This window comes from Streptomyces sp. NPDC104226 (assembly GCF_055584085.1).
Map to the genome: position 1 here is coordinate 185,339 of NZ_JBVJMS010000009.1, position 21,849 is coordinate 207,187.

Annotated in this window: 21 protein-coding genes; 15 read left to right on the forward strand and 6 right to left on the reverse strand. The window is 71.6% G+C overall.

Annotated elements, in window-relative coordinates; all coding sequences use genetic code 11:
• Positions 1–3: 3 nt before the first annotated feature.
• Both ACZ60J_RS27370 and ACZ60J_RS27375 read right to left on the reverse strand, forming a co-directional pair.
• On the reverse strand, positions 4–1,338 hold the full coding sequence (locus tag ACZ60J_RS27370) for a D-arabinono-1,4-lactone oxidase (RefSeq protein WP_469685821.1): 1,335 nt from the start codon (positions 1,336–1,338) through the stop codon (positions 4–6).
• A complete protein-coding gene (locus ACZ60J_RS27375; RefSeq protein ID WP_469685823.1) occupies positions 1,283–2,545 on the reverse strand; it encodes an MFS transporter in 1,263 nt (420 codons plus the stop codon). The genes ACZ60J_RS27370 and ACZ60J_RS27375 overlap by 56 nt, the downstream gene beginning before the upstream one ends.
• Positions 2,546–2,728: 183 nt before the next feature.
• On the opposite strand from ACZ60J_RS27375, the gene ACZ60J_RS27380 reads away from it, so the two are divergent.
• A complete protein-coding gene (locus ACZ60J_RS27380) occupies positions 2,729–3,904 on the forward strand; it encodes a ferrochelatase (RefSeq protein ID WP_469685825.1) in 1,176 nt (391 codons plus the stop codon).
• 133 nt (positions 3,905–4,037) lie between these two features.
• Positions 4,038–4,799 carry an inositol monophosphatase family protein gene (locus ACZ60J_RS27385; RefSeq protein WP_469686167.1) on the forward strand — a complete coding sequence of 254 codons (762 nt, stop codon included), beginning with the start codon at positions 4,038–4,040 and terminating at the stop codon, positions 4,797–4,799.
• A 109-nt stretch (positions 4,800–4,908) separates the two neighbouring features.
• Here ACZ60J_RS27385 and ACZ60J_RS27390 read toward each other — a convergent pair whose 3' ends face one another.
• The gene (locus ACZ60J_RS27390) at positions 4,909–5,082 is read right to left on the reverse strand and encodes a hypothetical protein (RefSeq protein ID WP_204357838.1); all 174 of its coding nucleotides are present in this window, start codon (positions 5,080–5,082) and stop codon (positions 4,909–4,911) included.
• 271 nt (positions 5,083–5,353) lie between these two features.
• Between ACZ60J_RS27390 and ACZ60J_RS27395 the strand changes: the two genes are divergently transcribed.
• From ACZ60J_RS27395 to ACZ60J_RS27410, 4 genes are all read left to right on the forward strand, one after another.
• The gene (locus ACZ60J_RS27395) at positions 5,354–6,007 is read left to right on the forward strand and encodes a response regulator transcription factor (protein WP_112451148.1); all 654 of its coding nucleotides are present in this window, start codon (positions 5,354–5,356) and stop codon (positions 6,005–6,007) included.
• A gap of 5 nt (positions 6,008–6,012) precedes the next feature.
• Positions 6,013–7,257 (forward strand): sensor histidine kinase, encoded by a 1,245-nt coding sequence (locus ACZ60J_RS27400; protein ID WP_469685827.1) that lies wholly within the window; start codon positions 6,013–6,015, stop codon positions 7,255–7,257.
• Positions 7,258–7,641: 384 nt separating this feature from the next.
• Positions 7,642–7,938, forward strand: a complete 297-nt coding sequence (locus ACZ60J_RS27405; protein WP_112451146.1) for a DUF4193 domain-containing protein — start codon at positions 7,642–7,644, stop codon at positions 7,936–7,938.
• A 12-nt stretch (positions 7,939–7,950) separates the two neighbouring features.
• Positions 7,951–8,940, forward strand: a complete 990-nt coding sequence (locus tag ACZ60J_RS27410) for a hypothetical protein (protein WP_469685828.1) — start codon at positions 7,951–7,953, stop codon at positions 8,938–8,940.
• 12 nt (positions 8,941–8,952) lie between these two features.
• Here the strand turns inward: ACZ60J_RS27410 and ACZ60J_RS27415 are convergent, their stop codons facing one another.
• Complete coding sequence (locus ACZ60J_RS27415; RefSeq protein ID WP_469685829.1) at positions 8,953–9,414, reverse strand: DUF3093 domain-containing protein; 462 nt, start codon at positions 9,412–9,414, stop codon at positions 8,953–8,955.
• Positions 9,415–9,472: 58 nt separating this feature from the next.
• On the opposite strand from ACZ60J_RS27415, the gene ACZ60J_RS27420 reads away from it, so the two are divergent.
• The 7 genes from ACZ60J_RS27420 (at position 9,473) to ACZ60J_RS27450 (ending at position 16,121) form a co-directional block, all read left to right on the forward strand.
• The gene (locus ACZ60J_RS27420) at positions 9,473–10,057 is read left to right on the forward strand and encodes a PaaI family thioesterase (RefSeq protein ID WP_469685831.1); all 585 of its coding nucleotides are present in this window, start codon (positions 9,473–9,475) and stop codon (positions 10,055–10,057) included.
• Complete coding sequence (dut, locus tag ACZ60J_RS27425; RefSeq protein ID WP_469685833.1) at positions 10,057–10,590, forward strand: dUTP diphosphatase; 534 nt, start codon at positions 10,057–10,059, stop codon at positions 10,588–10,590. The genes ACZ60J_RS27420 and dut overlap by 1 nt, the downstream gene beginning before the upstream one ends.
• Before the next feature lies 1 nt (position 10,591).
• The gene (locus tag ACZ60J_RS27430) at positions 10,592–11,383 is read left to right on the forward strand and encodes a DUF3710 domain-containing protein (protein WP_469685835.1); all 792 of its coding nucleotides are present in this window, start codon (positions 10,592–10,594) and stop codon (positions 11,381–11,383) included.
• A 171-nt stretch (positions 11,384–11,554) separates the two neighbouring features.
• The gene (locus ACZ60J_RS27435) at positions 11,555–14,236 is read left to right on the forward strand and encodes a DUF4118 domain-containing protein (protein WP_469685836.1); all 2,682 of its coding nucleotides are present in this window, start codon (positions 11,555–11,557) and stop codon (positions 14,234–14,236) included.
• Positions 14,236–14,922, forward strand: coding sequence for a response regulator (locus ACZ60J_RS27440; RefSeq protein WP_469686168.1), 687 nt, complete (start codon positions 14,236–14,238; stop codon positions 14,920–14,922). Before ACZ60J_RS27435 ends, ACZ60J_RS27440 begins: the two co-directional genes overlap by 1 nt.
• A gap of 24 nt (positions 14,923–14,946) precedes the next feature.
• Complete coding sequence (locus ACZ60J_RS27445; RefSeq protein WP_112451269.1) at positions 14,947–15,375, forward strand: OB-fold nucleic acid binding domain-containing protein; 429 nt, start codon at positions 14,947–14,949, stop codon at positions 15,373–15,375.
• 2 nt (positions 15,376–15,377) lie between these two features.
• Positions 15,378–16,121, forward strand: coding sequence for a DUF3159 domain-containing protein (locus ACZ60J_RS27450; protein WP_469685838.1), 744 nt, complete (start codon positions 15,378–15,380; stop codon positions 16,119–16,121).
• 405 nt (positions 16,122–16,526) lie between these two features.
• On the opposite strand, the gene ACZ60J_RS27455 is transcribed toward ACZ60J_RS27450, so the two are convergent.
• Positions 16,527–17,189 (reverse strand): potassium channel family protein, encoded by a 663-nt coding sequence (locus ACZ60J_RS27455; protein WP_469685840.1) that lies wholly within the window; start codon positions 17,187–17,189, stop codon positions 16,527–16,529.
• Positions 17,186–17,854 carry a potassium channel family protein gene (locus tag ACZ60J_RS27460; RefSeq protein WP_274549945.1) on the reverse strand — a complete coding sequence of 223 codons (669 nt, stop codon included), beginning with the start codon at positions 17,852–17,854 and terminating at the stop codon, positions 17,186–17,188. Before ACZ60J_RS27460 ends, ACZ60J_RS27455 begins: the two co-directional genes overlap by 4 nt.
• A gap of 241 nt (positions 17,855–18,095) precedes the next feature.
• Here ACZ60J_RS27460 and ACZ60J_RS27465 point away from each other — a divergent pair, with 241 nt between their 5' ends.
• Positions 18,096–20,144, forward strand: coding sequence for an APC family permease (locus ACZ60J_RS27465; RefSeq protein ID WP_469685842.1), 2,049 nt, complete (start codon positions 18,096–18,098; stop codon positions 20,142–20,144).
• A 121-nt stretch (positions 20,145–20,265) separates the two neighbouring features.
• Positions 20,266–21,591 (forward strand): class I SAM-dependent RNA methyltransferase, encoded by a 1,326-nt coding sequence (locus tag ACZ60J_RS27470; protein WP_469686169.1) that lies wholly within the window; start codon positions 20,266–20,268, stop codon positions 21,589–21,591.
• Positions 21,592–21,849: the final 258 nt, after the last annotated feature.

The following is a 21,849-nucleotide window of genomic DNA, read 5'->3' on the forward strand; positions in this document are numbered from 1 at the left end:
GGCTCAGTCCCCCAGGACCCGCCGCAGGTAGTCGTTGCCGAAGACCCGGTCCGGGTCCAGCCGGTCCCGCAGGGCGGTGAACTCCCCGAAGCGCGGGTACACCCCGGCGAAGTACTCCGCGTCCCGCGTGTGCACCTTGCCCCAGTGCGGACGCCCGCCGTGCTCGGTGAAGATCCGCTCGGCGGCCGTGAAGTAGGCCTGGTACGGGGTGCCCTTGTACATGTGCACCGCGATGTACGCGCTCTCGCGGCCCGAGGCGGTCGACAGGGTGATGTCGTCCGCGGGAGCCGTCCGCACCTCCACCGGGAAGCTGATCCGCAGCGCGGAGCGGTCCACCATGGCCTTCAGCTCCCGCAGCGCCTCGACGACGCGCTCGCGCGGAAGGGCGTACTCCATCTCCACGAACCGCACCCGGCGCGGGCTGGTGAACACCTTGTACGGGATGTCCGTGTAGGTGCGCGCCGACAGGGCGCGGCTCGCGATCCGGGCGATGGAGGGGATGGCCGCCGGGACGGCGCGGCCGAAGGAGTTGACGGCCTGGAAGAGGCCGTTGGACAGCAGCTCGTCCTCGACCCAGGCGGAGACCGCTCCGGGCGGGGCGGCCGGGCCCTGGCTGCGGTTGTTGCGCTTGGTGTTGCAGTTGCCGGTGTGCGGGAACCAGTAGAACTCGAAGTGCTCGTTCTCCGCGTGCAGCTGGTCGAACTCCGCGGTCACCCGGTCGAAGGCCATCGGCTCCTCACGGGCGGTCAGGAAGAAGAGCGGCTCCACGGCGAAGGTGAGGGCGGTGACGACGCCGAGCGCGCCGATGCCCAGCCGGGCCGCCGCGAAGACCTCGGGATTCTCCTTCTCGGAGCAGGACAGAAGCTGTCCGTCGGCCGTGACCAGCTCCAGGCCGCGGATCTGGGCGGCGATGGAGGCCGAGTCGCGGCCGGTGCCGTGGGTGCCGGTGCTGGTGGCGCCCGAGACCGTCTGCTCCATGATGTCGCCCATGTTGGTGAGCGACAGGCCCTCCTGGGCGAGGGCCAGGTTGAGGTCCTTGAGGACCGTGCCCGCCGCCACCGTGACGGTGCCCGCGTCCCGGTCGATCGCCTGTATCCCGGCGAGTGCCTGCGGGCGGATCAGTACGCCGTCGGTCGCGGCGGCCGCGGTGAAGGAGTGGCCGGTACCGACCGCCTTCACCTTCAGCCCGTCCCCGGCGGCCCGGCGGACCGCCTCCTGAAGCTCCCCGACCGATGCCGGGGTGACCACGCGCGCGGGCGTGGCGCTGATGTTGCCCGCCCAGTTATGCCACGCGGCGGTCCGTGTCCCGCCGCTGCCTGCTGTCCCCGTCGTCGCCATCGTCGGTCGGCTCCTCCCCTTGCGCCGGCCTCGTCAGCCGGCGGTAACCCGCGAACGCAACCGCCGCCGCGGCGGCCCCCGCCGAGATGGAGACGACGTACCCGGTCCTCGCGCCGGCGGCGTCGATGACCCAGCCGGCCACGGAGGACCCGAGCGCGACCCCGACCGCGAGCCCGGTGCCCGTCCAGGTCATCCCCTCGGTCAGCTTCGCGCGTGGTACGTGCGCCTCGATCAGGGCCATCGTGGTGATCATCGTGGGAGCGATGGCGAGGCCCGAAACGAAGAGCGCCACGGCCAGAAACGGAAGGTTCCCGGCCAGTAGGAGGGGGATCATACTCACGGCCATCGCACAGATGCCCAGCACCCACCTGCGTTCGGCCCTTCCCTTGAGGTGGAGCAGGCCGAAGACGATGCCGGCGAGGCAGGACCCGACCGCCCAGATCGCCAGGATGAAGCTGGCCCACGCCTTGTGCCCCTGCTCCTCGGCGAAGGCCAGCGTGACCACGTCGATGGAGCCGAAGATGGCCCCGGTGGCCACGAAGGTGGCCACCAGCACCTGGAGTCCGGGGGAGCGCAAGGCCGTGGTCCGGTCGGAGTCCTTGTCGCGCGGGTGCGGGGCGGGCTCGGTGGCGCGCTGAGCGGTCAGCCACCACACGCCCACGAGCAGGCAGACTCCGGCGACCAGCGGGCCCGCCTCGGGGAACCAGGTGGTGGACAGCCCGATGGCGAGGATCGGCCCGAAGATGAAGCAGACCTCGTCCAGGACGGATTCCAGGGAGTACGCCGTGTGCAGTTCGCGCGGAGAGTTCCGGTAGATGGCCGTCCACCGGGCCCGGATCATCGCGCCCACGCTGGGTACGCAGCCCGCGAGCGTGGCGAAGACGAACAGGGTCCAGTCGGGCGCGTTGTTGGCCGCGCACAGCAGCAGCCCGGAGATGGCCGCGGCCGCGAGCAGGCTCGCCGGGCGCAGGACGCGGCGCTGGCCGTACTGGTCGACCAGACGGGAGACCTGCGGGCCGATCCCGGCGGCGGAGAGCGCGAGGGTGGCGGTGAGGGCGCCGGCCAGCGAGTACCGGTCGGTGAGCTCGGAGATCATGGTCAGGATGCCGATGCCGACCATGGAGAGCGGCAGTCGGCCTATGAGGCCGGCCGCGCTGAATCCCCGGCTCCCGGGGGCGGCGAAGATCGCGCGGTAGGGACTGGGCAAGGGGTGCCCTCCGTAAGGGACGTCATTGGCCCATACAGGTTACGACCGCGCACAAGCCGCCCGCGCGGGGAGGAACCGGACAGCGGCCGCAGGCTCCCGCGCCCCGGGCCGGACGGTCGTCGGGCGGTCTCGCGGGCCGGGCCCGTTTTCCGCGGGGCGGCGTCGGGTGGCAGGATTCGAAGCATGTCTGACCAGCTCCGCGCCACCGCCGCCGGCTCGGCCGAAGGCCCCGCCGCCCCCTACGACGCCCTCCTGCTGCTGTCCTTCGGCGGCCCCGAGGGGCCCGACGACGTCGTGCCGTTCCTGGAGAACGTCACGCGCGGCCGCGGCATCCCGCGCGAGCGGCTCAAGGAGGTCGGGCAGCACTACTTCGGCTTCGGCGGCGTCAGCCCGATCAACGGCCAGAACCGCGAGCTGCTGGACGCCCTGCGCAAGGAGTTCGCCGGGCACGGGCTGGACCTGCCGGTCTACTGGGGCAACCGCAACTGGGCGCCGTACCTGAACGACGTGATGCGCGAGATGGCCGCCGACGGGCGCCGCCGCATCGCGGTGCTCGCGACCAGCGCGTACGCCTCGTACTCGGGCTGCCGGCAGTACCGAGAGAACCTCGCGGACGCGCTCGCGCTGCTGGTCGAGGACGGCGTGGCCGAGGCCGACCTCCCGAAGGTCGACAAGCTGCGCCACTACTTCAACCACCCCGGCTTCGTGCAGCCCATGATCGACGGGGTGCTGGCCTCGCTGGCCTCGCTGCCCGAGGAGGTCCGCGCCGGAGCGCACCTGGCCTTCACCACGCACTCCATCCCGAACGCGGCCGCGGACACCTCCGGCCCGGTCGAGGAGCACACGGCGGACGGCGAGGGCGGGGCCTACGTCAAGCAGCACCTGGACGTCGCGAAGGTGATCGCCGACGCGGTCCGCGCCGAGACCGGCACCGAGCTGCCCTGGGAGCTCGTCTACCAGTCGCGCAGCGGCGCCCCGCACATCCCGTGGCTGGAGCCGGACATCTGCGACCACCTGGAGGCCCTGCACACCGCGGGCGCCCCCGCGGTGGTCATGGTGCCGATCGGCTTCGTCTCGGACCACATGGAGGTGCTGTACGACCTCGACACGGAGGCGACGGCGAAGGCCGCCGAGCTGGGCCTGCCCGTCGCCCGCTCGGCCACGGTCGGCGCCGACCCCCGGTTCGCGGCGGCGGTACGGGACCTCGTGCTGGAGCGGGCCGCGGCGGAGCGCGGGGAGACCGTGGAGCGCTGCGCGCTCGGCCTGCTCGGAGCCGGCCACGACCTGTGCGCCGTGGGCTGCTGCCCGGCGCGCGGGCCCCGGCCGGCGGCGGCGGGCGTGGACAGCCCGTACGCGTAGCCCGGTGCGCCCGGTCTGGTGAGCGCAGTCCGGTGTGTGCAGTCCGGTGTGTGCAGTGAAGTCCGCAGAAGTCGATGAACGGGAGCCCGGCGTGATCTCCGAAGAGCTGAAGACCGAACTGCTGGACGTGGCCATGGAGGCGGCCGGCCGGGCGGGCGCGCTGCTGCGGGACGGGCGGCCCGCCGATCTGGCGGTCGCCTCGACCAAGACGAGCCCGATCGACGTGGTGACCGAGATGGACATCGCCGCCGAGAAGCTGATCACCGGCCTCCTCGCGGAGCGGCGCCCCGAGGACGGCCTGCTGGGCGAGGAGGGCTCGGAGTCGGCCGGCACCAGTGGCGTGCGGTGGGTCATCGACCCGCTGGACGGCACGGTGAACTACCTCTACGGACTGCCGACCTGGGGCGTGTCCATCGCGGCCGAGTACCGCGGGGAGACGGTGGCCGGGGTCGTGGCGGCGCCGATGCGCGGGGAGACGTACCACGCGGTGCTGGGGCGCGGCGCCTGGCTGGGCGGGTCCCGCCTCGCCTGCCGGCCGGCCGCGCCGCTGGACCAGGCGCTGATCGGCACCGGTTTCGCATACGTCCAGAGCCGGCGCGCGCACCAGGCGGACGTCGCGCAGCGGATCATCCCGCTGGTACGGGACGTCCGGCGCGGCGGATCGGCGGCCATCGACCTGTGCGACGTGGCCGCCGGAAGGCTGGACGGGTACTGGGAGCGCGGGCTGAACCCCTGGGACCTGGCGGCGGGCGAGCTGATCGCCCGGGAGGCGGGCGCGGTCACGGGCGGCCGTCCCGGCGAGCCCGCCTCGGGCGAGCTGGCGATCGCCGCGACCCCCGCGGTGTTCGCCTCGCTGCGGCCGCTGCTGGAGGAAGCCGGGGCCTGGCACGACTGAGCGGGCGCGTCCGCTCGGCCCGGACGTGAAGGAACCCCGGCGGCCGCATGGCGGCCACCGGGGTCCGGGGTGTGTGCGCGGGCCGGTGGAGGGCCACCGGCGGCTGGAGTCAGCAGGCGGAGACGGTGACCGGAACGCCGTGATCGGCAGCGATGCGCTGGAGGTCTTCCAGCTCCGCCTGTTCCACTTCCACGAGGAAGTCGTCGCCGGTCTCGCGAGCCTGCCTGAGGTCCGACTGCGTGCTCCTGATGCGCTGCAGGAGACCCGCGGTGAATGCGTCCATGGTGGGTTCGCCCCCTCTTCGTGGGTCGGCGGCGGCACGTGGCAGTGCGCCGTCTAGGGAGGTGTTCGGGGTGTGAAGTCGTCCTCCCCGCCGCGTTGGACCCAGAAACCTCGTGAGGCGAGGGAATCCTCACCTCCGTCCCCGCAGTCACCGCCCGAGCACCCGCGCACGGTGCCGCGTGCGGCGTCTTACAGCCGGTTTACCGGCGAAAGGGGCAGGATGGAGGCCACATGACACACCTGCCCTGACGGGCTCTGAGGAAGGAAACGACGTGCGCGTACTCGTCGTCGAGGACGAGCAGCTGCTCGCCGATGCGGTGGCCACCGGACTGCGCCGGGAGGCCATGGCCGTGGACGTCGTGTACGACGGTGCCGCGGCCCTGGAGCGCGTCGGAGTGAACGACTACGACGTGGTCGTGCTCGACCGGGACCTCCCGCTCGTGCACGGCGACGACGTGTGCCGGAAGATCGTCGAGCTCGGCATGCCCACCCGCGTGCTCATGCTGACGGCCTCCGGCGACGTGAGCGACCGGGTCGAGGGCCTGGAGATCGGGGCGGACGACTACCTGCCCAAGCCCTTCGCGTTCACCGAGCTGACCGCCCGGGTACGGGCCCTCGGCCGGCGCACCACGGTCGCGCTGCCCCCCGTGCTGGAGCGTGCGGGGATCAAGCTGGACCCGAACCGGCGCGAGGTGTTCCGCGAGGGCAAGGAGGTGCAGCTGGCGCCGAAGGAGTTCGCGGTGCTGGAGGTCCTCATGCGCAGCGAGGGCACGGTCGTGTCCGCCGAGCAGCTCCTGGAGAAGGCGTGGGACGAGAACACGGATCCCTTCACCAACGTGGTGCGCGTGACGGTGATGACGTTGCGCCGCAAGCTCGGGGAGCCGCCGGTCATCGTGACCGTTCCCGGTTCCGGATACCGGATCTGACGCGGGTGGCCTCGACTCCGGCGCCACCAGCGGCGCCACCGAAACCGACCTGGGACCCCGGCCAGCCCGAGGGTCCTTTCCCTTGGCTGCGGCCGACCATCCGGATACGTCTGACGCTGCTGTACGGCGGGATGTTCCTGATCGCGGGGATCCTGCTGCTGTCGATCATCTACCTGCTGGCGGCCCAGGCGCTGCGGCAGGGGAACGCGCTGCCGTTCACGATCGTGGGCGGCGGCCCGATCCAGGTCACGAGCAGCTGCCCCGGCGTGAGCGGGACGGGCCAGATGCCCGACCAGTTCAACGCCGCGATCAACACCTGCATCCTCGAACAGCGCCGGCACGCGCTGGACGACCTGCTGAGCCGTTCGCTGATGGCGCTGATGGGGCTGAGCATCATCGCCTTCGCCTTCGGCTACGCGATGGCCGGCCGGGTGCTCTCGCCGCTCGGCAAGATCACCCGTACCGCCCGCCGGGTGGTCGGCTCCGACCTGACCCGGCGGATCGAGCTGGACGGTCCGGACGACGAGCTCAAGGAGCTCGCCGACACCTTCGACGAGATGCTCGACCGGCTGGAGCGGGCCTTCACGGCCCAGCAGCGGTTCGTGGCCAACGCCTCGCACGAGCTGAGGACCCCGCTGGCCATCAACCGGACGCTGCTGGAGGTGCACCTGTCCGATCCCGGGGCACCGGTCGAGCTCCAGCAGCTCGGCAAGACCCTGCTCGCCACCAACGAACGCAGCGAGCAGCTGGTCGAGGGCCTGCTGCTGCTGGCCCGCAGCGACAACCAGATCATCGAGCGCAAGCCCGTGGACCTGGCCGAGGTGGCCTCGCGCGCCCTCGACCAGGCGCGCGGGGAGGCGCAGGCCAAGGGCGTGGAGATCCGCGGAGAGCGCGCGCTCGCCGTGGTCCAGGGCAACGGCGTGCTGCTGGAGCGGATCGCGCTCAACCTGGTGCAGAACGCCGTCCGCTACAACGTGCCCGAGGGCGGCTGGGTGGAGGTCACCACCGAGGCCGTGCACGGGCAGGCCGTCCTGCTGGTATCGAACACGGGTCCCGTGGTTCCCGCGTACGAGGTGGACAACCTCTTCGAGCCCTTCAGACGGCTGCGTACGGAGCGCACGGGCAGCGACAAGGGTGTCGGGCTCGGCCTCTCCATCGCGCGCTCCGTGGCGCGCGCACACGGCGGGAGGATCCAGGCGGTCCCGCGCGAGGGCGGTGGCCTCGTGATGCGCGTCACTCTGCCCTTGTGAGGGCGGCCACCCCGTGTTCGCTGTTGGCTGAATGCTTGGGTAATGAAGACAGTGACTTCTGTGCGATCGATCACAGTGTCGAGTGTCCGTCCCTATGCGCTCAGTGACCTTGGCGGGGCCGGAAAGCCCGGGAAGTCCGGGTTTCCGGCCCCCCTAGCGGCGGGAAATACATGGGGTGGCGTTTGTGCAAGACGGCCCCCGGACCGTGTACGGTCCCGGTCGTCATCCCAGCCAATCGCTCTTCCGAATGTGCGGCTGGGTGTCGATTGAGTAACAGACCTTGATGTGAGGCAAAATCTCCGCCTCAGGTCGGGCACAAGTCCGGCCTCTCGCGCGTTACGTGCGCTGAGACACCCGCTAAATCCCAGAGGGGGAGAGCGAACTATGGCAACGGACTACGACACCCCGCGCAAGACCGACGACGACGTAGACAACGACAGCATCGAAGAGCTGAAGGCTCGTCGGAACGAGAAGTCGTCTTCGAACGTCGACCTGGACGAAATCGACAACGCGGAGGGCCTCGACCTGCCCGGCGCAGACCTCTCCAACGAGGAACTGGCCGTACGGGTCCTGCCGAAGCAGGCCGACGAGTTCACCTGCACGAGCTGCTTCCTGGTGCACCACCGCAGCCAGCTGGCGCGCGAGAAGAACGGTCAGCCGATCTGCCGCGAATGCGACTGAGAGGCGTCGGCCGTGACTGGCTCGACACCCTTTCGGAAGCGGCGCTTCCGAAAAGCTGGTGATCCGGCGGTGACGCAGGAGGGAACCGAGGGCCTGGAAACAGGCCCTGGAGCCCCCGGCGTACCCGCCGTGCTCCCCGACACCGCCCCGGCGGTGCCGTCGGCCTCCGAGGCCGGCGAGGGGCCCCGGAAGCACTCCGGGGTCCGTCGGCTGCAAGCCGTCAAGAACGGTGTGCGCAAGGGCGGCGAAAGTGCCAGGGCCGCCGCCCTTTACCTCACCGACCGAGTCATCGAGAACGCACCGCGCGTTCCGGTTCGGGACCTCGCGACCCTGCGCGCGCAGTTCCCGGGCCTCGGGCCCGATCAGCTGGCCGACAAGCTGATCTCGGGCGCCGCCAACGCCACTTCGACGGTCGGCGCCGGGATCGGCGCGGCCGCCATGCTGCCGGTGCCTCCCGCCATGCCGGCCGAACTCGCCGCCGAGATCACCGGGGTCGCCGCGATCGAGCTGAAGCTCATCGCCGAACTCCACGAGGTCTACGGCCTGCGACCGCACGGCAACCTCAAGGAACGCAGCGTCGCCTACCTCACGTCCTGGACGGAGGAGCGCGGGGTCGACCTGACCAAGCCGACCACGCTGAACGCGGCGCTCGGCGGCCAGATGAAGCGCGAACTGCGCCAGCAGATCATGAAGCGGATGTTCCGCAACCTGCCCAACCTGATGCCGTTCATGGTCGGCGCCGCGGTCGGAGCGGTCATGAACCGCCGGGACACCCGCAAACTCGCCGAGAAGGTGCGTGCGGACCTGCGGGCCCGCGCCGTGCCCTGGAACGCGCTGCCGCAGCTCCCGCCCCTGGAGCGGCCCGCCGAGGCCCTTCCCGAGGCCACCAGGGCCGCCGTCGAGGGCCGGGTGTTCGACCCGCGGGCCATCGACCCGAGCGTCGCCGACCCGCGGGCCGTCGACCCCCGCGTCGATCCCCGCGCCGCCGATCCGCGGGACTGAGCCCGGCCGGGGTCAGTCCCGGCCCTGCGCCGCGCGGATGGCCGCCGCCAGGGCCTGCGGCTCGCGGGTGGAGACGTAGACGTACGGGGTCGGGTCGGCCGGGTCGGTGATCTCGACGCGCACCGCCGTCGGCACGTAGCCGCGCAACAGCATGAAGGCGCGGGTGTCGGCCTTGTACGTGCGCCAGGCGCGGGCCTCCTCGGCGTCCAGCACCTCCGGGTCGCCGAGCGCCGCCACCGGGATCCGGGCCTCTCCGGCAGCCAGCGCGCCGCCCACCACGCGCACGCGCTGGGAACCGTACGAACTCACCATCAGCCCCGTCAGCGCGGTGCCCCCGACCAGCCCGGCCAGCAGCGGCAGCGTGCCCAGCGGGAACAGCATGAGCGCGCAGGCCAGGCCGGTGAGGACGGCGATGGCCCACCAGGAACGGGGGGCTGTCAGGCGTTCGTCGTGGTGCGCGGGGGAGAGCTGCATGCGGCCAAGCCTGCCACGAGGCGACCGGCGGGTAGCCGCGCGGGTAAGGTCTGCGGCTGTGAGTGGACGAAACACAGCGTTGACGCCCCCCGCCGATGCCACGGCGCCGGTGCGGCACCCCGATGCCCCGGCCCCCGGCGAACTCCTCGGCGCGCACTACGAGCACTGCTTCGGCTGCGGCGGCGGCCAGCCGCACGGACTCCATCTGGAGGCCCGCGCGGGGGAGGGCGTGCGCGTCACCGCAGAGTTCACCGTCAAGGCGGCCCACCAGGGCGCGCCCGGCCTCGCGCACGGCGGCGTCCTCGCCACGGCGCTCGACGAGACCCTGGGCTCCCTGAACTGGCTGCTGCGCGTCATCGCCGTCACCGGCCGGCTGGAGACGGACTTCGTCCGCCCCGTGCCCGTGGACACCGTGCTGTACCTGGAGGCCGAGGTCACCGCCGTCGCCGGCCGGAAGATCTACTCCAGCGCGGTCGGCCGAATAGGCGGCCCCGAGGGCCCGGTCGCGCTGCGCGCCGACGCCCTCTTCATCGAGGTGAAGGTCGACCACTTCATCGACAACGGACGGCCCGAGGAGATCCGGGCGGCAATGGCCGACCCGGACCAGGTCAGGCGCGCACGCGCCTTCGAGGTGAACCCCTGATGTCTGAGAACAACACCGGCTTGGACGTGGCCATCCGGCGCGTCGACCCGGAGGTGCCGATTCCGGCCTACGGGCACCCCGGCGACGCCGGCTGCGATCTGGTCACCACCGTGGCCGCGGAGCTGGAGCCGGGGGAGCGGGCGGTCCTGCCCACCGGGATCTCCATCGCACTGCCCGAGGGGTACGCGGCGTTCGTGCACCCGCGCTCGGGCCTGGCCGCCCGCTGCGGGATCGCACTCGTGAATGCCCCGGGGACGGTGGATGCCGGGTACCGTGGGGAGATCAAGGTGATCGTGGTCAATCTCGACCCGCGCGAGAGCGTCAGGTTCGAGCGTTTCGACCGCATTGCCCAGCTGGTTGTCCAGCGAGTCGAGCAGGTGCGCTTCCGCGAGGTGGCGCAGCTTCCCGACTCGGCGCGGGCCGAGGGGGGTTTCGGCTCCACCGGTGGTCATGCGGCCGTGGCCGGATCCGGCGCTGGTCAGCAGGGTGGGAATGGCTACGCTTCGGTCGTATCCGACCGGGAAGGACAGTGACGTGTTCGGACGTCGCAAGAAGAACGACTCCGTCAAGGACGGTGGCGCGGCCGAGCAGGTCGTCGACGGCGTCGGTGCCGATGAGCAGGACGGCACGGAGGAGACGGACGCGGCCGCGCCGCGCAGGGTGAACCTGCCGCCGGCTCCGCGTCCCGACGGCCCGTGGGACATCTCCGAGGTCCCCGGCAACCCCGAGGAGGGCCGGGTCGACCTCGGCGGCATCCTCGTACCGGGTGTCGAGGGCATGGAGCTGCGGGTCGAGGTCGCCGGGGACGCGATCGTCGCCGCGACCGTGGTGCTCGGCGACAGTGCCGTGCAGCTGCAGGCCTTCGCGGCCCCCCGCAAGGAGGGCATCTGGGGCGAGGTCCGCGAGGAGATCGCCGAGGGCATCACCAAGCAGGGCGGCATCATCGACGAGGCCGAGGGTCCGCTGGGCTGGGAGCTGCGCGCGCAGGTCCCCGTACCGCTCCCGGACGGGCAGACCGGCGCCCAGCTGGTCCGCTTCGTCGGGGTGGACGGCCCGCGCTGGTTCCTGCGCGGTGTCATCTCCGGCCAGGGCGCGGTGCGTCCCGAGTCGGCCGGGGTGCTCGAGCGGATCTTCCTGGACACCGTCGTGGTCCGCGGCGAGGGCCCGATGGCCCCGCGCGACCCGATCGTCCTGAAGCTGCCGAACGACGCGCAGATGGTGCCGGACGGCGTGCAGACCGACGACGCCGCGGACCAGGAAGGCTCCCGCTTCGGCGGGGGCATGGGCCAGCTGGAGCGCGGCCCGGAGATCACCGAGGTCCGCTGACCCCGGCACGATCCCGTACGCCGGCCGTGGGCCGCACTCCTCCGGGGGTGCGGCCCGCTGCCGTACCCGGCGGCGGTACGTCCCGGCGGGGGGCGTCAGGGAACCGTCAGGGATCGGTCCGCAGCAGGTCATCGGCGCGTGAACGGGCCGGACGTCCCGGAGAATGGCGCCATGGGACGCGGCAAGCTACGGATCTATCTCGGCTCGGCCCCCGGCGTGGGCAAGACGTACGCCATGCTCTCGGAGGGCCACCGCCGGGTCGAGCGCGGCACCGACTGCGTCGTGGGCTTCGTCGAGCACCACGGACGGCCGCGCACCGAGGTCATGCTGCACGGCCTGGAGCAGGTGGAGCGCAAGGAGCTCGTCTACCGGGGCGCAGCCTTCACCGAAATGGACGTGGACTCCCTGCTGGCCCGCAAGCCCGCCATAGCCCTGGTGGACGAACTGGCCCACACCAACGTGCCGGGCTCGCGCAACGCAAAGCGCTGGCAGGACGTGGAGGAGCTGCTGCGGGCCGGGATCGACGTGATCTCCACGGTCAACATCCAGCACCTCGAGTCCCTGGGCGACGTGGTGGAGTCGATCACCGGCGTGCGGCAGCGGGAGACCGTCCCCGACGAGGTGGTGCGCCGCGCCGACCAGGTCGAGCTGGTCGACATGTCCCCGCAGGCCCTGCGCCGGCGCATGGCGCACGGCAACATCTACAAGTCCGACAAGGTCGACGCGGCCCTGTCCAACTACTTCCGCCCCGGGAACCTGACCGCGCTGCGCGAGCTCGCGCTGCTCTGGGTCGCCGACCGGGCCGACGAGTACCTCCAGCAGTACCGCGGCGAGCACAACATCCGCTCCACCTGGCAGGCGCGCGAGCGGATCGTGGTCGGCCTCACCGGCGGCCCCGAGGGGCGCACTCTCATCCGGCGCGCCTCCAGGGTGGCGGCCAAGGGCTCCGGCAGCGAGATCCTGGCCGTCTACATCGCCCGCAGCGACGGGCTGACCGCTGCCTCGCCCAAGGAGCTCGCGGTCCAGCGGACGCTGGTCGAGGACCTCGGCGGAACGTTTCACCATGTGATCGGCGACAACGTCCCCGAGGCGCTCCTCGAATTCGCCCGCGGGGTCAACGCCACCCAGATCGTGCTCGGCTCCAGCCGCCACCGCTCCTGGCGGTACGTGTTCGGCCCCGGGGTCGGCGCCACCGTCGCCCGTGACTCGGGCCCCGACCTCGACGTGCACATCGTCACACACGAGGAGGTCGCCAAGGGCCGCGGCCTGCGGCCCGTGACCCGCTCGGCGTCCCGGCTCGGCCGGACCCGGCTGATCGCCGGCTGGGTGGTCGGGGTGGCCCTGCCGCTGGCCCTGGCGACCCTGCTGACGCACATCGACAACGACCCCGGCCTCGCCAACGAGATGCTCCTGTTCCTGGCGCTGACCGTGGCCGCCGCCCTGCTCGGCGGGCTCTGGCCGGCGCTCGCCTCCGCCGCCGTCGGCTCCCTCCTCCTGAACTACTACTTCGCCCCGCCGCTGCACCGCTTCACCGTCTCGGACCCGAAGAACATCGTGGCCATCGTGGTCTTCTTCGGCGTCGCGGGCTCCGTGGCCTCCGTCGTCGACGCCGCCGCCCGCCGCACCCACCAGGCCGCCCGGCTGCGCGCCGAGTCCGAGATCCTCTCCTTCCTCGCGGGCAGCGTGCTGCGCGGCGAGACCACCCTGGACGCGCTGCTCGAACGGGTCCGCGAGACCTTCGCCATGGAATCCGTGGCCCTGCTGGAACGCGAGAGCGACGTCGAACCCTGGCAGCCGGCCGGCAGCGTCGGCCCGAACCCGGTCACCCGCCCCGAGGACGCCGACGTGGACATGCCGATCGGCGACCACATGGCGCTGGCCCTGTCCGGACGGGTGCTGCCCGCCGAGGACCGGCGCGTGCTCGGCGCCTTCGCCGCCCAGGCCGCCGTCGTGCTCGACCGGCAGCGGCTGGTCGGGGAGGCGGAGGAGGCCCGCCGGATGGCGGAGGGCAACCGGATCCGGACCGCGCTGCTGGCCGCCGTCAGCCATGACCTCCGTACGCCCCTGGCCTCCATCAAGGCCTCCGTGAGCTCCCTGCGCTCCGACGACGTGGAATGGTCCGAGGAGGACCGGGCCGAGCTCCTGGAGGGCATCGAGGACGGCGCCGACCGGCTCGACCACCTGGTGGGGAACCTGCTCGACATGTCGCGGCTCCAGACCGGCACCGTCACCCCGCTGATCCGCGAGATCGACCTCGACGAGGTGGTCCCGATGGCACTGGGCGGCGTACCCGAGGGCAGCGTGCTGCTCGACGTCCCGGAGACCCTGCCCATGGTGGCCGTGGATCCGGGGCTGCTGGAGCGGACCGTGGCCAACGTGGTGGAGAACGCGGTGAAGTACAGCCCGCCGCAGGAACAGGTGCTGGTGGCGGCCAGCTTCCTCGGCGACCGGGTCGAGGTACGGGTCGTGGACCGCGGACCGGGCGTGCCCGACGAGGCCAAGGACCGGATCTTCGCCCCCTTCCAGCGGCACGGCGACGCGCCGCGCGGCGCCGGGGTCGGGCTCGGGCTGGCCGTCGCACGCGGCTTCGCCGAGGCCATGGACGGCACCCTGGAGGCCGAGGACACCCCCGGGGGCGGGCTCACGATGGTGCTCACCCTCCGGGCCCCGACCGGCGGGCGGCCGCAGGTCCCCGTGAGCGTGGACGGCGAGGGGCGCAGCGCGCCCAGTGCACCCAGTGCGCCCAGTGCGCCCGGCGGGTCCCGGGGGCCGGAGCCGGGCGGGGCCGGGGCCGTGGGCCACCCGGCGGACTTCGATCTCGATCCGATACGACAGAAGGCAGGACCTCAATGATGACCCGGGTGCTCGTGGTCGACGACGAACCCCAGATCGTCCGGGCCCTCGTGATCAACCTGAAGGCGCGCAAGTACGAGGTCGACGCGGCCGCCGACGGGGCGAGCGCCCTGGAACTGGCGGCCGCCCGCCACCCCGACGTGGTCGTCCTCGACCTGGGCCTGCCCGACATGGACGGGGTCGAGGTGATCAGGGGGCTGCGCGGCTGGACCCGGGTCCCGATCCTGGTCCTCTCCGCCCGGCACAGCTCCGACGAGAAGGTCGAGGCGCTCGACGCGGGCGCCGACGACTACGTCACCAAGCCCTTCGGCATGGACGAGCTGCTCGCCCGGCTGCGCGCCGCCGTCCGCCGGGCGGAACCGGGCGCCGGGGCCGGCGAGGACGAGGTGGTCGTGGAGACCGAGACCTTCACGGTGGACCTCGCGGCGAAGAAGGCGGTGCGCGACGGCCGGGACGTACGCCTCACGCCCACCGAGTGGCACCTGCTGGAGGTGCTGGTGCGCAACGGCGGCAAACTGGTCAGCCAGAAGCAGCTCCTCCAGGAGGTCTGGGGGCCCTCGTACGGGACCGAGACCAACTACCTGCGGGTCTACATGGCCCAGTTGCGGCGCAAGCTGGAGACCGACCCCTCGCACCCGAGGCACTTCATCACCGAACCGGGCATGGGATACCGCTTCGAGAGGTAGCGGGGGCGCCGGTACGCTTCCTGTATGAGTGCTGAACCGCGTCCCGAGAAGCCCGCGAAGCCGGCGAAGCCCGCCAGGCCGGCGGGCCGGTTCCGCCGGATGATAGAGCGGCTGTCCACCTCGCAGGAGGAGCTGCATTCGGCGGAGCTGCAGGAGGACGCAGAAGCCGCGGGATGCACGCGGATCTGCGACTGCCACGACCGTCAGATAGTGAAGGTGACCGGGACGCTGCGAACCGTCACCCTGCGGCCGCGCGCGGGCGTCCCCGCCCTGGAGGCCGAGCTGTTCGACGGCTCGGCCGCGCTGGACGTCGTCTGGCTCGGACGTCGCTCGATCGTGGGAATCGAACCCGGCCGTCGCATGATCGCCTCCGGGCGGATCTCGATGAGCCACGGCCGTCGGGTGCTCTTCAACCCGAAGTACGAACTCCGACCGCTCGGACAGGAGCACTGACGGTGACGTCACTCGACAAACCGACCACGCCCGCGACGGATCCCGCCACGGAACCGACCGCGGACCAGAAGGCCGTCACGCAGGCCGCCCTCTTCGACGCCTTCGGCGGCATCCGGGGCACCGTGGAGACGATGCTCCCCGGCCTGCTCTTCGTCATGATCTACACGATCAACAAGGACGTGAAGCTGTCCGCCATCGCGGCGGGCGCGGTCGCGGTCCTGCTGGTGATCGTGCGGCTGGCGCGCAAGGACACCGTCAAGCACGCCTTCAGCGGGGTCTTCGGCGTGGGCGTGGGCGTGGCCTTCGCCCTGTTCACGGGCAGCGCGAAGGGCTTCTACCTGCCCGGCATGATCTACGGCGCCGGTCTCGGCGTGGCCTTCACGCTCTCCGCGCTGGTCGGCTTCCCGCTGCTGGGCGTGATCCTGGGACCGGTCTTCAAGGAGAACCTGTCCTGGCGCACGCGCAACCCCGGGCGCAAGAAGGCGTACATCAAGGCCAGCCTGGCCTGGGGCCTGATCTTCCTCGCCAAGTACGCGATCCTCTTCCCGCTGTACTGGTGGGGCGACGCGACGCAGCTCGGCTGGGTGCTGATCGCACTGAAGCTGCCGCCGATGGTGCTCGCCGTGTACTTCACGTGGCTCTTCCTGGCGCAAGCGCCGCCGCCGATCAACGTGATCGCGGAGTGGGAGGCCGAGGAGGCGGCGGAGAAGGCCGCGAAGGCGGCCGCGAAGCGCCAGGGCGCCTGACCCCGCAGCCACCAGGGGCCGCAGCCGCCACGAGCGCGCTGCGGCCCTTCGCGTTACCCGGCCGGCCCTTGGCCTTTCAGCCGTCCGGCGCCCATCCAGCCCCGCCGGCGTTTGAGGCGCGGGGTCTGGGGCGGAGCCCCAGGGGGCTCCGGGCGCAGCCCGGGACCCCCTTCAGCCCGTCCGGCGTTTGAGGACCGGGGTCCGGGCAGAGCCCGGGGAACGGTGGAAGGGCGGGTAGGGGACAGCCCCGTACGGCGGCCCCGCAGGGCCCGGCGCCCGCGCAGCAGGGCCGCGCGCGGAGCCTCGTACACCGGTCGCGACCGGGGCAGGGGGCCGGGACCCCGGATGCGCGAAGGGCGCCGACCAGCCGGTCGGCGCCCTTCGGACGTTCAGCGGGACCGCAGGTCAGTCCGCGGCCTGGAGGAGGTCCTCCAGCTGCTCCTCACGGGCCTGGGCGGCCACGAAGAGGAGCTCGTCGCCCGGCTCCAGGGTCTCCTCGCCGTGCGGCGTGAGCACCCGGTTGCCCCGGATGATCGTGACCAGCGAGGTGTCCTCGGGCCAGCTGATCTCGCTGATCTGCTTGCCCGCGACCTGGGAGTCGGCGGGCAGGGTCAGCTCGACGAGGTTGGCGTCGCCGTGGCTGAAGCGCAGCAGCCGGACCAGGTCGCCGACGCTGACGGCCTCCTCGACCAGCGCCGACATCAGGCGCGGCGTGGACACGGCCACGTCGACGCCCCAGGACTCGTTGAAGAGCCACTCGTTCTTCGGGTTGTTCACGCGGGCCACGACCCGGGGAACTCCGTACTCGGTCTTGGCCAGCAGCGAGACGACCAGGTTCACCTTGTCGTCGCCGGTCGCGGCGATGACCACGTTGCAGCGCTGGAGCGCCGCCTCGTCGAGCGAGGTGATCTCGCAGGCGTCGGCCAGCAGCCACTCGGCCTGCGGGACCCGCTCCACCGAGATGGCGGTCGGGGCCTTGTCGACGAGGAGCACCTCGTGACCGTTCTCCAGGAGCTCGCCCGCGATGGAACGCCCCACCGCGCCGGCTCCGGCGATCGCGACCCTCATGCGTGTGCCTCCTCGGGGCCCTCGGCGAAGGCGGCCTCCACCTTGTCGATCTCGTCCGTGCGCATCATCACGTGGACGAGGTCGCCCTCCTGGAGGACGGTCGCCGACGTCGGCAGCATGGCCTCGCCCAGCCGGGTGAGGAAGGCGACGCGGACGCCGGTCTCCTCCTGCAGCCGGCTGACCTTCTGGCCGATCCAGGCGGTGGAGGTGTGCACCTCCGCGAGCTGGACACCGCCGCTCGGGTCGCGCCACAGCGGCTCGGCGCCCGAGGGCAGCAGCCGGCGGAGCATCTGGTCGGCCGTCCAGCGGACGGTGGCGACGGTGGGGATGCCCAGGCGCTGGTAGACCTCGGCGCGCTTGGGGTCGTAGATGCGGGCGGCGACGTTCTCGACGCCGAACATCTCGCGGGCCACCCGGGCGGCGATGATGTTGGAATTGTCACCACTGCTGACCGCGGCGAAGGCGCCCGCGTCCTCGATGCCGGCCTCGCGCAGCGTGTCCTGGTCGAAGCCGACCCCGGTGACGCGACGGCCGCCGAATCCGGCTCCCAGCCGACGGAATGCGGTGGGGTCCTGGTCGATGACCGCGACCGTATGCCCCTGCTGTTCCAGGGTCTGCGCGAGGGCGGAGCCCACTCTTCCGCAGCCCATAATGACGATGTGCACGGCCGTCCTTCCGGCTGTCAGCGACTCGCTTGGTTCCAGCCTCATTGCTGCTCTGGCTTAACAGGGTCTCAGACCATGGCCCAAGCTACACACGGGCGGTCACCAGTGTGACCATTTGGGCGGCCGCCTGCGTTCCTTTGCCCTGGATGCGGCGCTCCTTGGCCCCGGATGCGGTGGGACTTCACGCCCCATGGGGGTGGGGGGTTCGTCAGGCCGATTTCGAACGCTTACGATCCTCTGCGTGTCCAAACTGACCGACGTGCCCAAACGGATCCTGATCGGCCGGGCGCTACGCAGCGACCGCCTCGGGGAAACACTCCTTCCCAAGCGGATCGCCCTCCCTGTCTTCGCGTCCGACCCGCTCTCCTCGGTGGCATATGCCCCTGGCGAGGTCCTGCTGGTCCTGTCGATCGCAGGCGTGTCGGCGTATCACTTCAGCCCCTGGATCGCCGTCGCGGTCGTCGTGCTGATGTTCACCGTGGTCGCCTCCTACCGGCAGAACGTCCACGCGTACCCCAGCGGCGGCGGCGACTACGAGGTCGCCAACACCAATCTCGGACCCCGGGCCGGTCTCACCGTCGCGAGCGCCCTGCTCGTCGACTACGTCCTCACGGTCGCCGTATCGATCTCCTCCGGGGTCGAGAATCTCGGCTCCGCCGTCGATTTCGTCATCGAGCACAAAGTGCTCTCCGCGATGATCATGATTCTGCTGCTCACGCTGATGAATCTGCGCGGAGTGAAGGAATCCGGGAATCTCTTCGCGATCCCGACCTATGTGTTCGTCGGCGCCGTCTTCGTGATGATCGCCTGGGGCGCCTGGCGCGGACTGGTCATGGGCGACACCATGGAGGCCCCGACGGCCGGCCTGGAGATCAAACCCGAACACCAGGGACTGGCCGGCTTCGCGCTGGTCTTCCTGCTGCTGCGGGCCTTCTCCTCAGGCTGTGCGGCCCTCACGGGCGTCGAGGCCATCAGCAACGGCGTACCCGCCTTCCGCAAGCCCAAGAGCAAGAACGCGGCCACCACGCTCGCCCTCATGGGCGCCCTGGCCGTCACCATGTTCTGCGGGATCATCGGTCTGGCCATGGCCACCGACGTCAAGATGGCCGAGAAGCCGGCCGTCGACCTGCTGGAGAACGGGGTCCCCGTCGGCCCCGGCTACGTCCAGCACCCGGTCATCTCCCAGGTCGCCGAGGCCGTCTTCGGCAACGGCAGTTTCCTCTTCATCGTGCTCGCCGCGGCCACCGCGCTCGTCCTGTTCCTCGCCGCGAACACCGCGTACAACGGCTTCCCGCTGCTCGGCTCGATCCTCGCCCAGGACCGCTACCTGCCGCGCCAGCTGCACACCCGCGGAGACCGCCTCGCCTTCTCCAACGGCATCGTGCTGCTCGCGGGCGCCGCGATGCTGCTGGTGTGGATCTACGACGCCGACTCGACGAAGCTGATCCAGCTCTACATCGTCGGCGTCTTCGTCTCCTTCACGCTGAGCCAGATCGGCATGGTCCGGCACTGGAACCGCCACCTGCGCAAGGAACGCGACCCGGCCGCCCGACGCCGGATGCACCGGTCCCGGGCGATCAACACCTTCGGCGCCTTCTTCACCGGCATGGTGCTGGTGGTCGTCCTGGCCACCAAGTTCACCCACGGCGCCTGGGTCGCCCTGCTCGGCATGGTCATCTTCTACGGAACGATGTCCGCGATCCGCAAGCACTACGACCGGGTCGCCGAGGAGATCGCCGCCGCGGAGGGCCCGAGCGACGACAGCGTGCGCCCCTCCCGGGTCCACTCCATCGTCCTGGTCTCCAAGGTCCACAAGCCCACCCTGCGCGCCCTGGCCTTCGCGAAGCTGACCCGCTCGGACCGGCTGGAGGCGCTCAGCATCAGCGTCGACCCCGTCGAGACCAAGGCCCTGCGCGAGGAGTGGGAGCGGCGCGGCATCAACGTCCCGCTCAAGATCCTCGACTCCCCGTACCGCGAGATCACCCGCCCGGTCGTCGAGTACGTGAAGGGCCTGCGCAGCGAGAACCCGCGCGACGCCGTCAGCGTGTACATCCCCGAGTACGTCGTCGGCCGCTGGTACGAACACCTCCTCCACAACCAGAGCGCACTGCGCCTCAAGGGCCGCCTGCTCTTCACGCCCGGCGTGATGGTCACCTCGGTGCCCTACCAGCTGGAGTCCTCGGAGCTCGCCAAGAAGCGGGCGAAGAAGCGCGCCGAGTGGAACGCCCCGGGCGCCGTGCGCCGCGGACCGGTGGACGCCCCGCGGCCGAAGGACCCGGCGGGGAAGTAGGCCCCGCTCCGGCGTGGTGAACGGCCGGACGAGATCCACGTAAACTGGTGGGTCGGTCGTCCGGCCGTTCCTCTTGCTTTTCCTTTTACCTTCCCCTTGGAGTCTCCCCACCATGACGAGCGTGCAGAACGAGAAGCAGTCACTGGTCGGGGAGGAGTACGAGGTCGAGGTCGGCCCCGTCGCGCACGGCGGGCACTGCATCGCCCGCAACGCCGAGGGCCGCGTCCTGTTCGTCCGGCACACCCTGCCGGGCGAGAAGGTCATCGCCAAGGTCACCGAGGGCGACGTCGACTCCCGCTTCCTGCGCGCCGACGCCATCACCGTCCTGGACCCCTCCAAGGACCGCGTCGAGGCCCCCTGCCCGTACGCGGGACCGGGCGCCTGCGGCGGCTGCGACTGGCAGCACGCCAAGCCGGGCGCCCAGCGCCGGCTCAAGGGCGAGGTCATCGCCGAGCAGCTGCTGCGACTCGCCGGGCTCACCCCGGAGCAGGCCGGCTGGGACGGTACGGTCATGCCGGCCGAGGGCGACAAGGTGCCCGCCGGGCAGGTCCCGCAGTGGCGCACCCGCGTGCAGTACGCGATCGACACGGACGGCGTCGCGGGCCTGCGCAAGCACCGCTCGCACGACATCCAGCCCGTCGACCACTGCATGATCGCGGCCCCCGGCGTCTCGGAACTCGGCATCGAGCAGCAGGACTGGCCCCAGATGGCCACCGTCGAGGCCATCGCCGCCACCGGCTCGGGCGACCGCCAGGTGGTCTTGACCCCCCGCCCGGGCGGCCGCCTGCCCCTCGTCGAGCTCGACAAGCCGGTCTCGGTCCTGCGCGTCGAGGAGAAGGACGGCGGAGTCCACCGCGTCCACGGCCGCCCCTTCGTGCGCGAGCGCGCGGACGGCCGTACGTACCGCGTCGGCATGGGCGGCTTCTGGCAGGTCCACCCCCAGGCCGCCGACACCCTGATCAAGGCCGTCATGCAGGGCCTGATGCCGCGCAAGGGCGAAATGGCCCTCGACCTCTACTGCGGCGTCGGCATCTTCGCGGGCGCCCTGGCGGAGCGCCTCGGCGAAACGGGCGCCGTCCTCGGCATCGAGTCCACGAAGCGCGCGGTCGAGGACGCCCGCCACAACCTCGCCGACTTCCCCCGCGTCCGCATCGAGCAGGGCAAGGTCGAGGCGATCCTCCCGAAGACCGGCATCACCGAATGCGACCTGGTCGTCCTGGACCCGCCCCGCGCGGGCGCGGGCAAGCAGGCGGTCCGCCAGGTGGCCGGCCTCACCCCGCGCCGCATCGCCTACGTCGCCTGCGACCCGGCAGCCCTGGCCCGAGACCTGGGCTACTTCCAGGAGGCCGGCTACAAGCCCCGCACCCTCCGCGCCTTCGACCTCTTCCCGATGACGCACCACGTGGAGTGCGTGGCGATCCTGGAGCCGGTGACGAAGGGCGCCTGACCTGTAGGACGATTCCCTGTTCTCCGAGGTGTCGGACGCCTCGGAGAACGGGTCGTCATTTCTTGAATGTCCGCGCGAGTGGTCGGCCAACGGGCCTGAGTGGGCCCGCCTGGACACGGAGTAGCCGATCGCGGCACTCGCGCAGCGGAACGAGCGCTACGCGCCGGGCGTCTGCGCCGAGGAGCACCTCGCGCCTTGCACGCGTCAAGGCCTGCGGAAGGACGTCGAGCGAACCGCTCGACCAATCGGCGATACCGA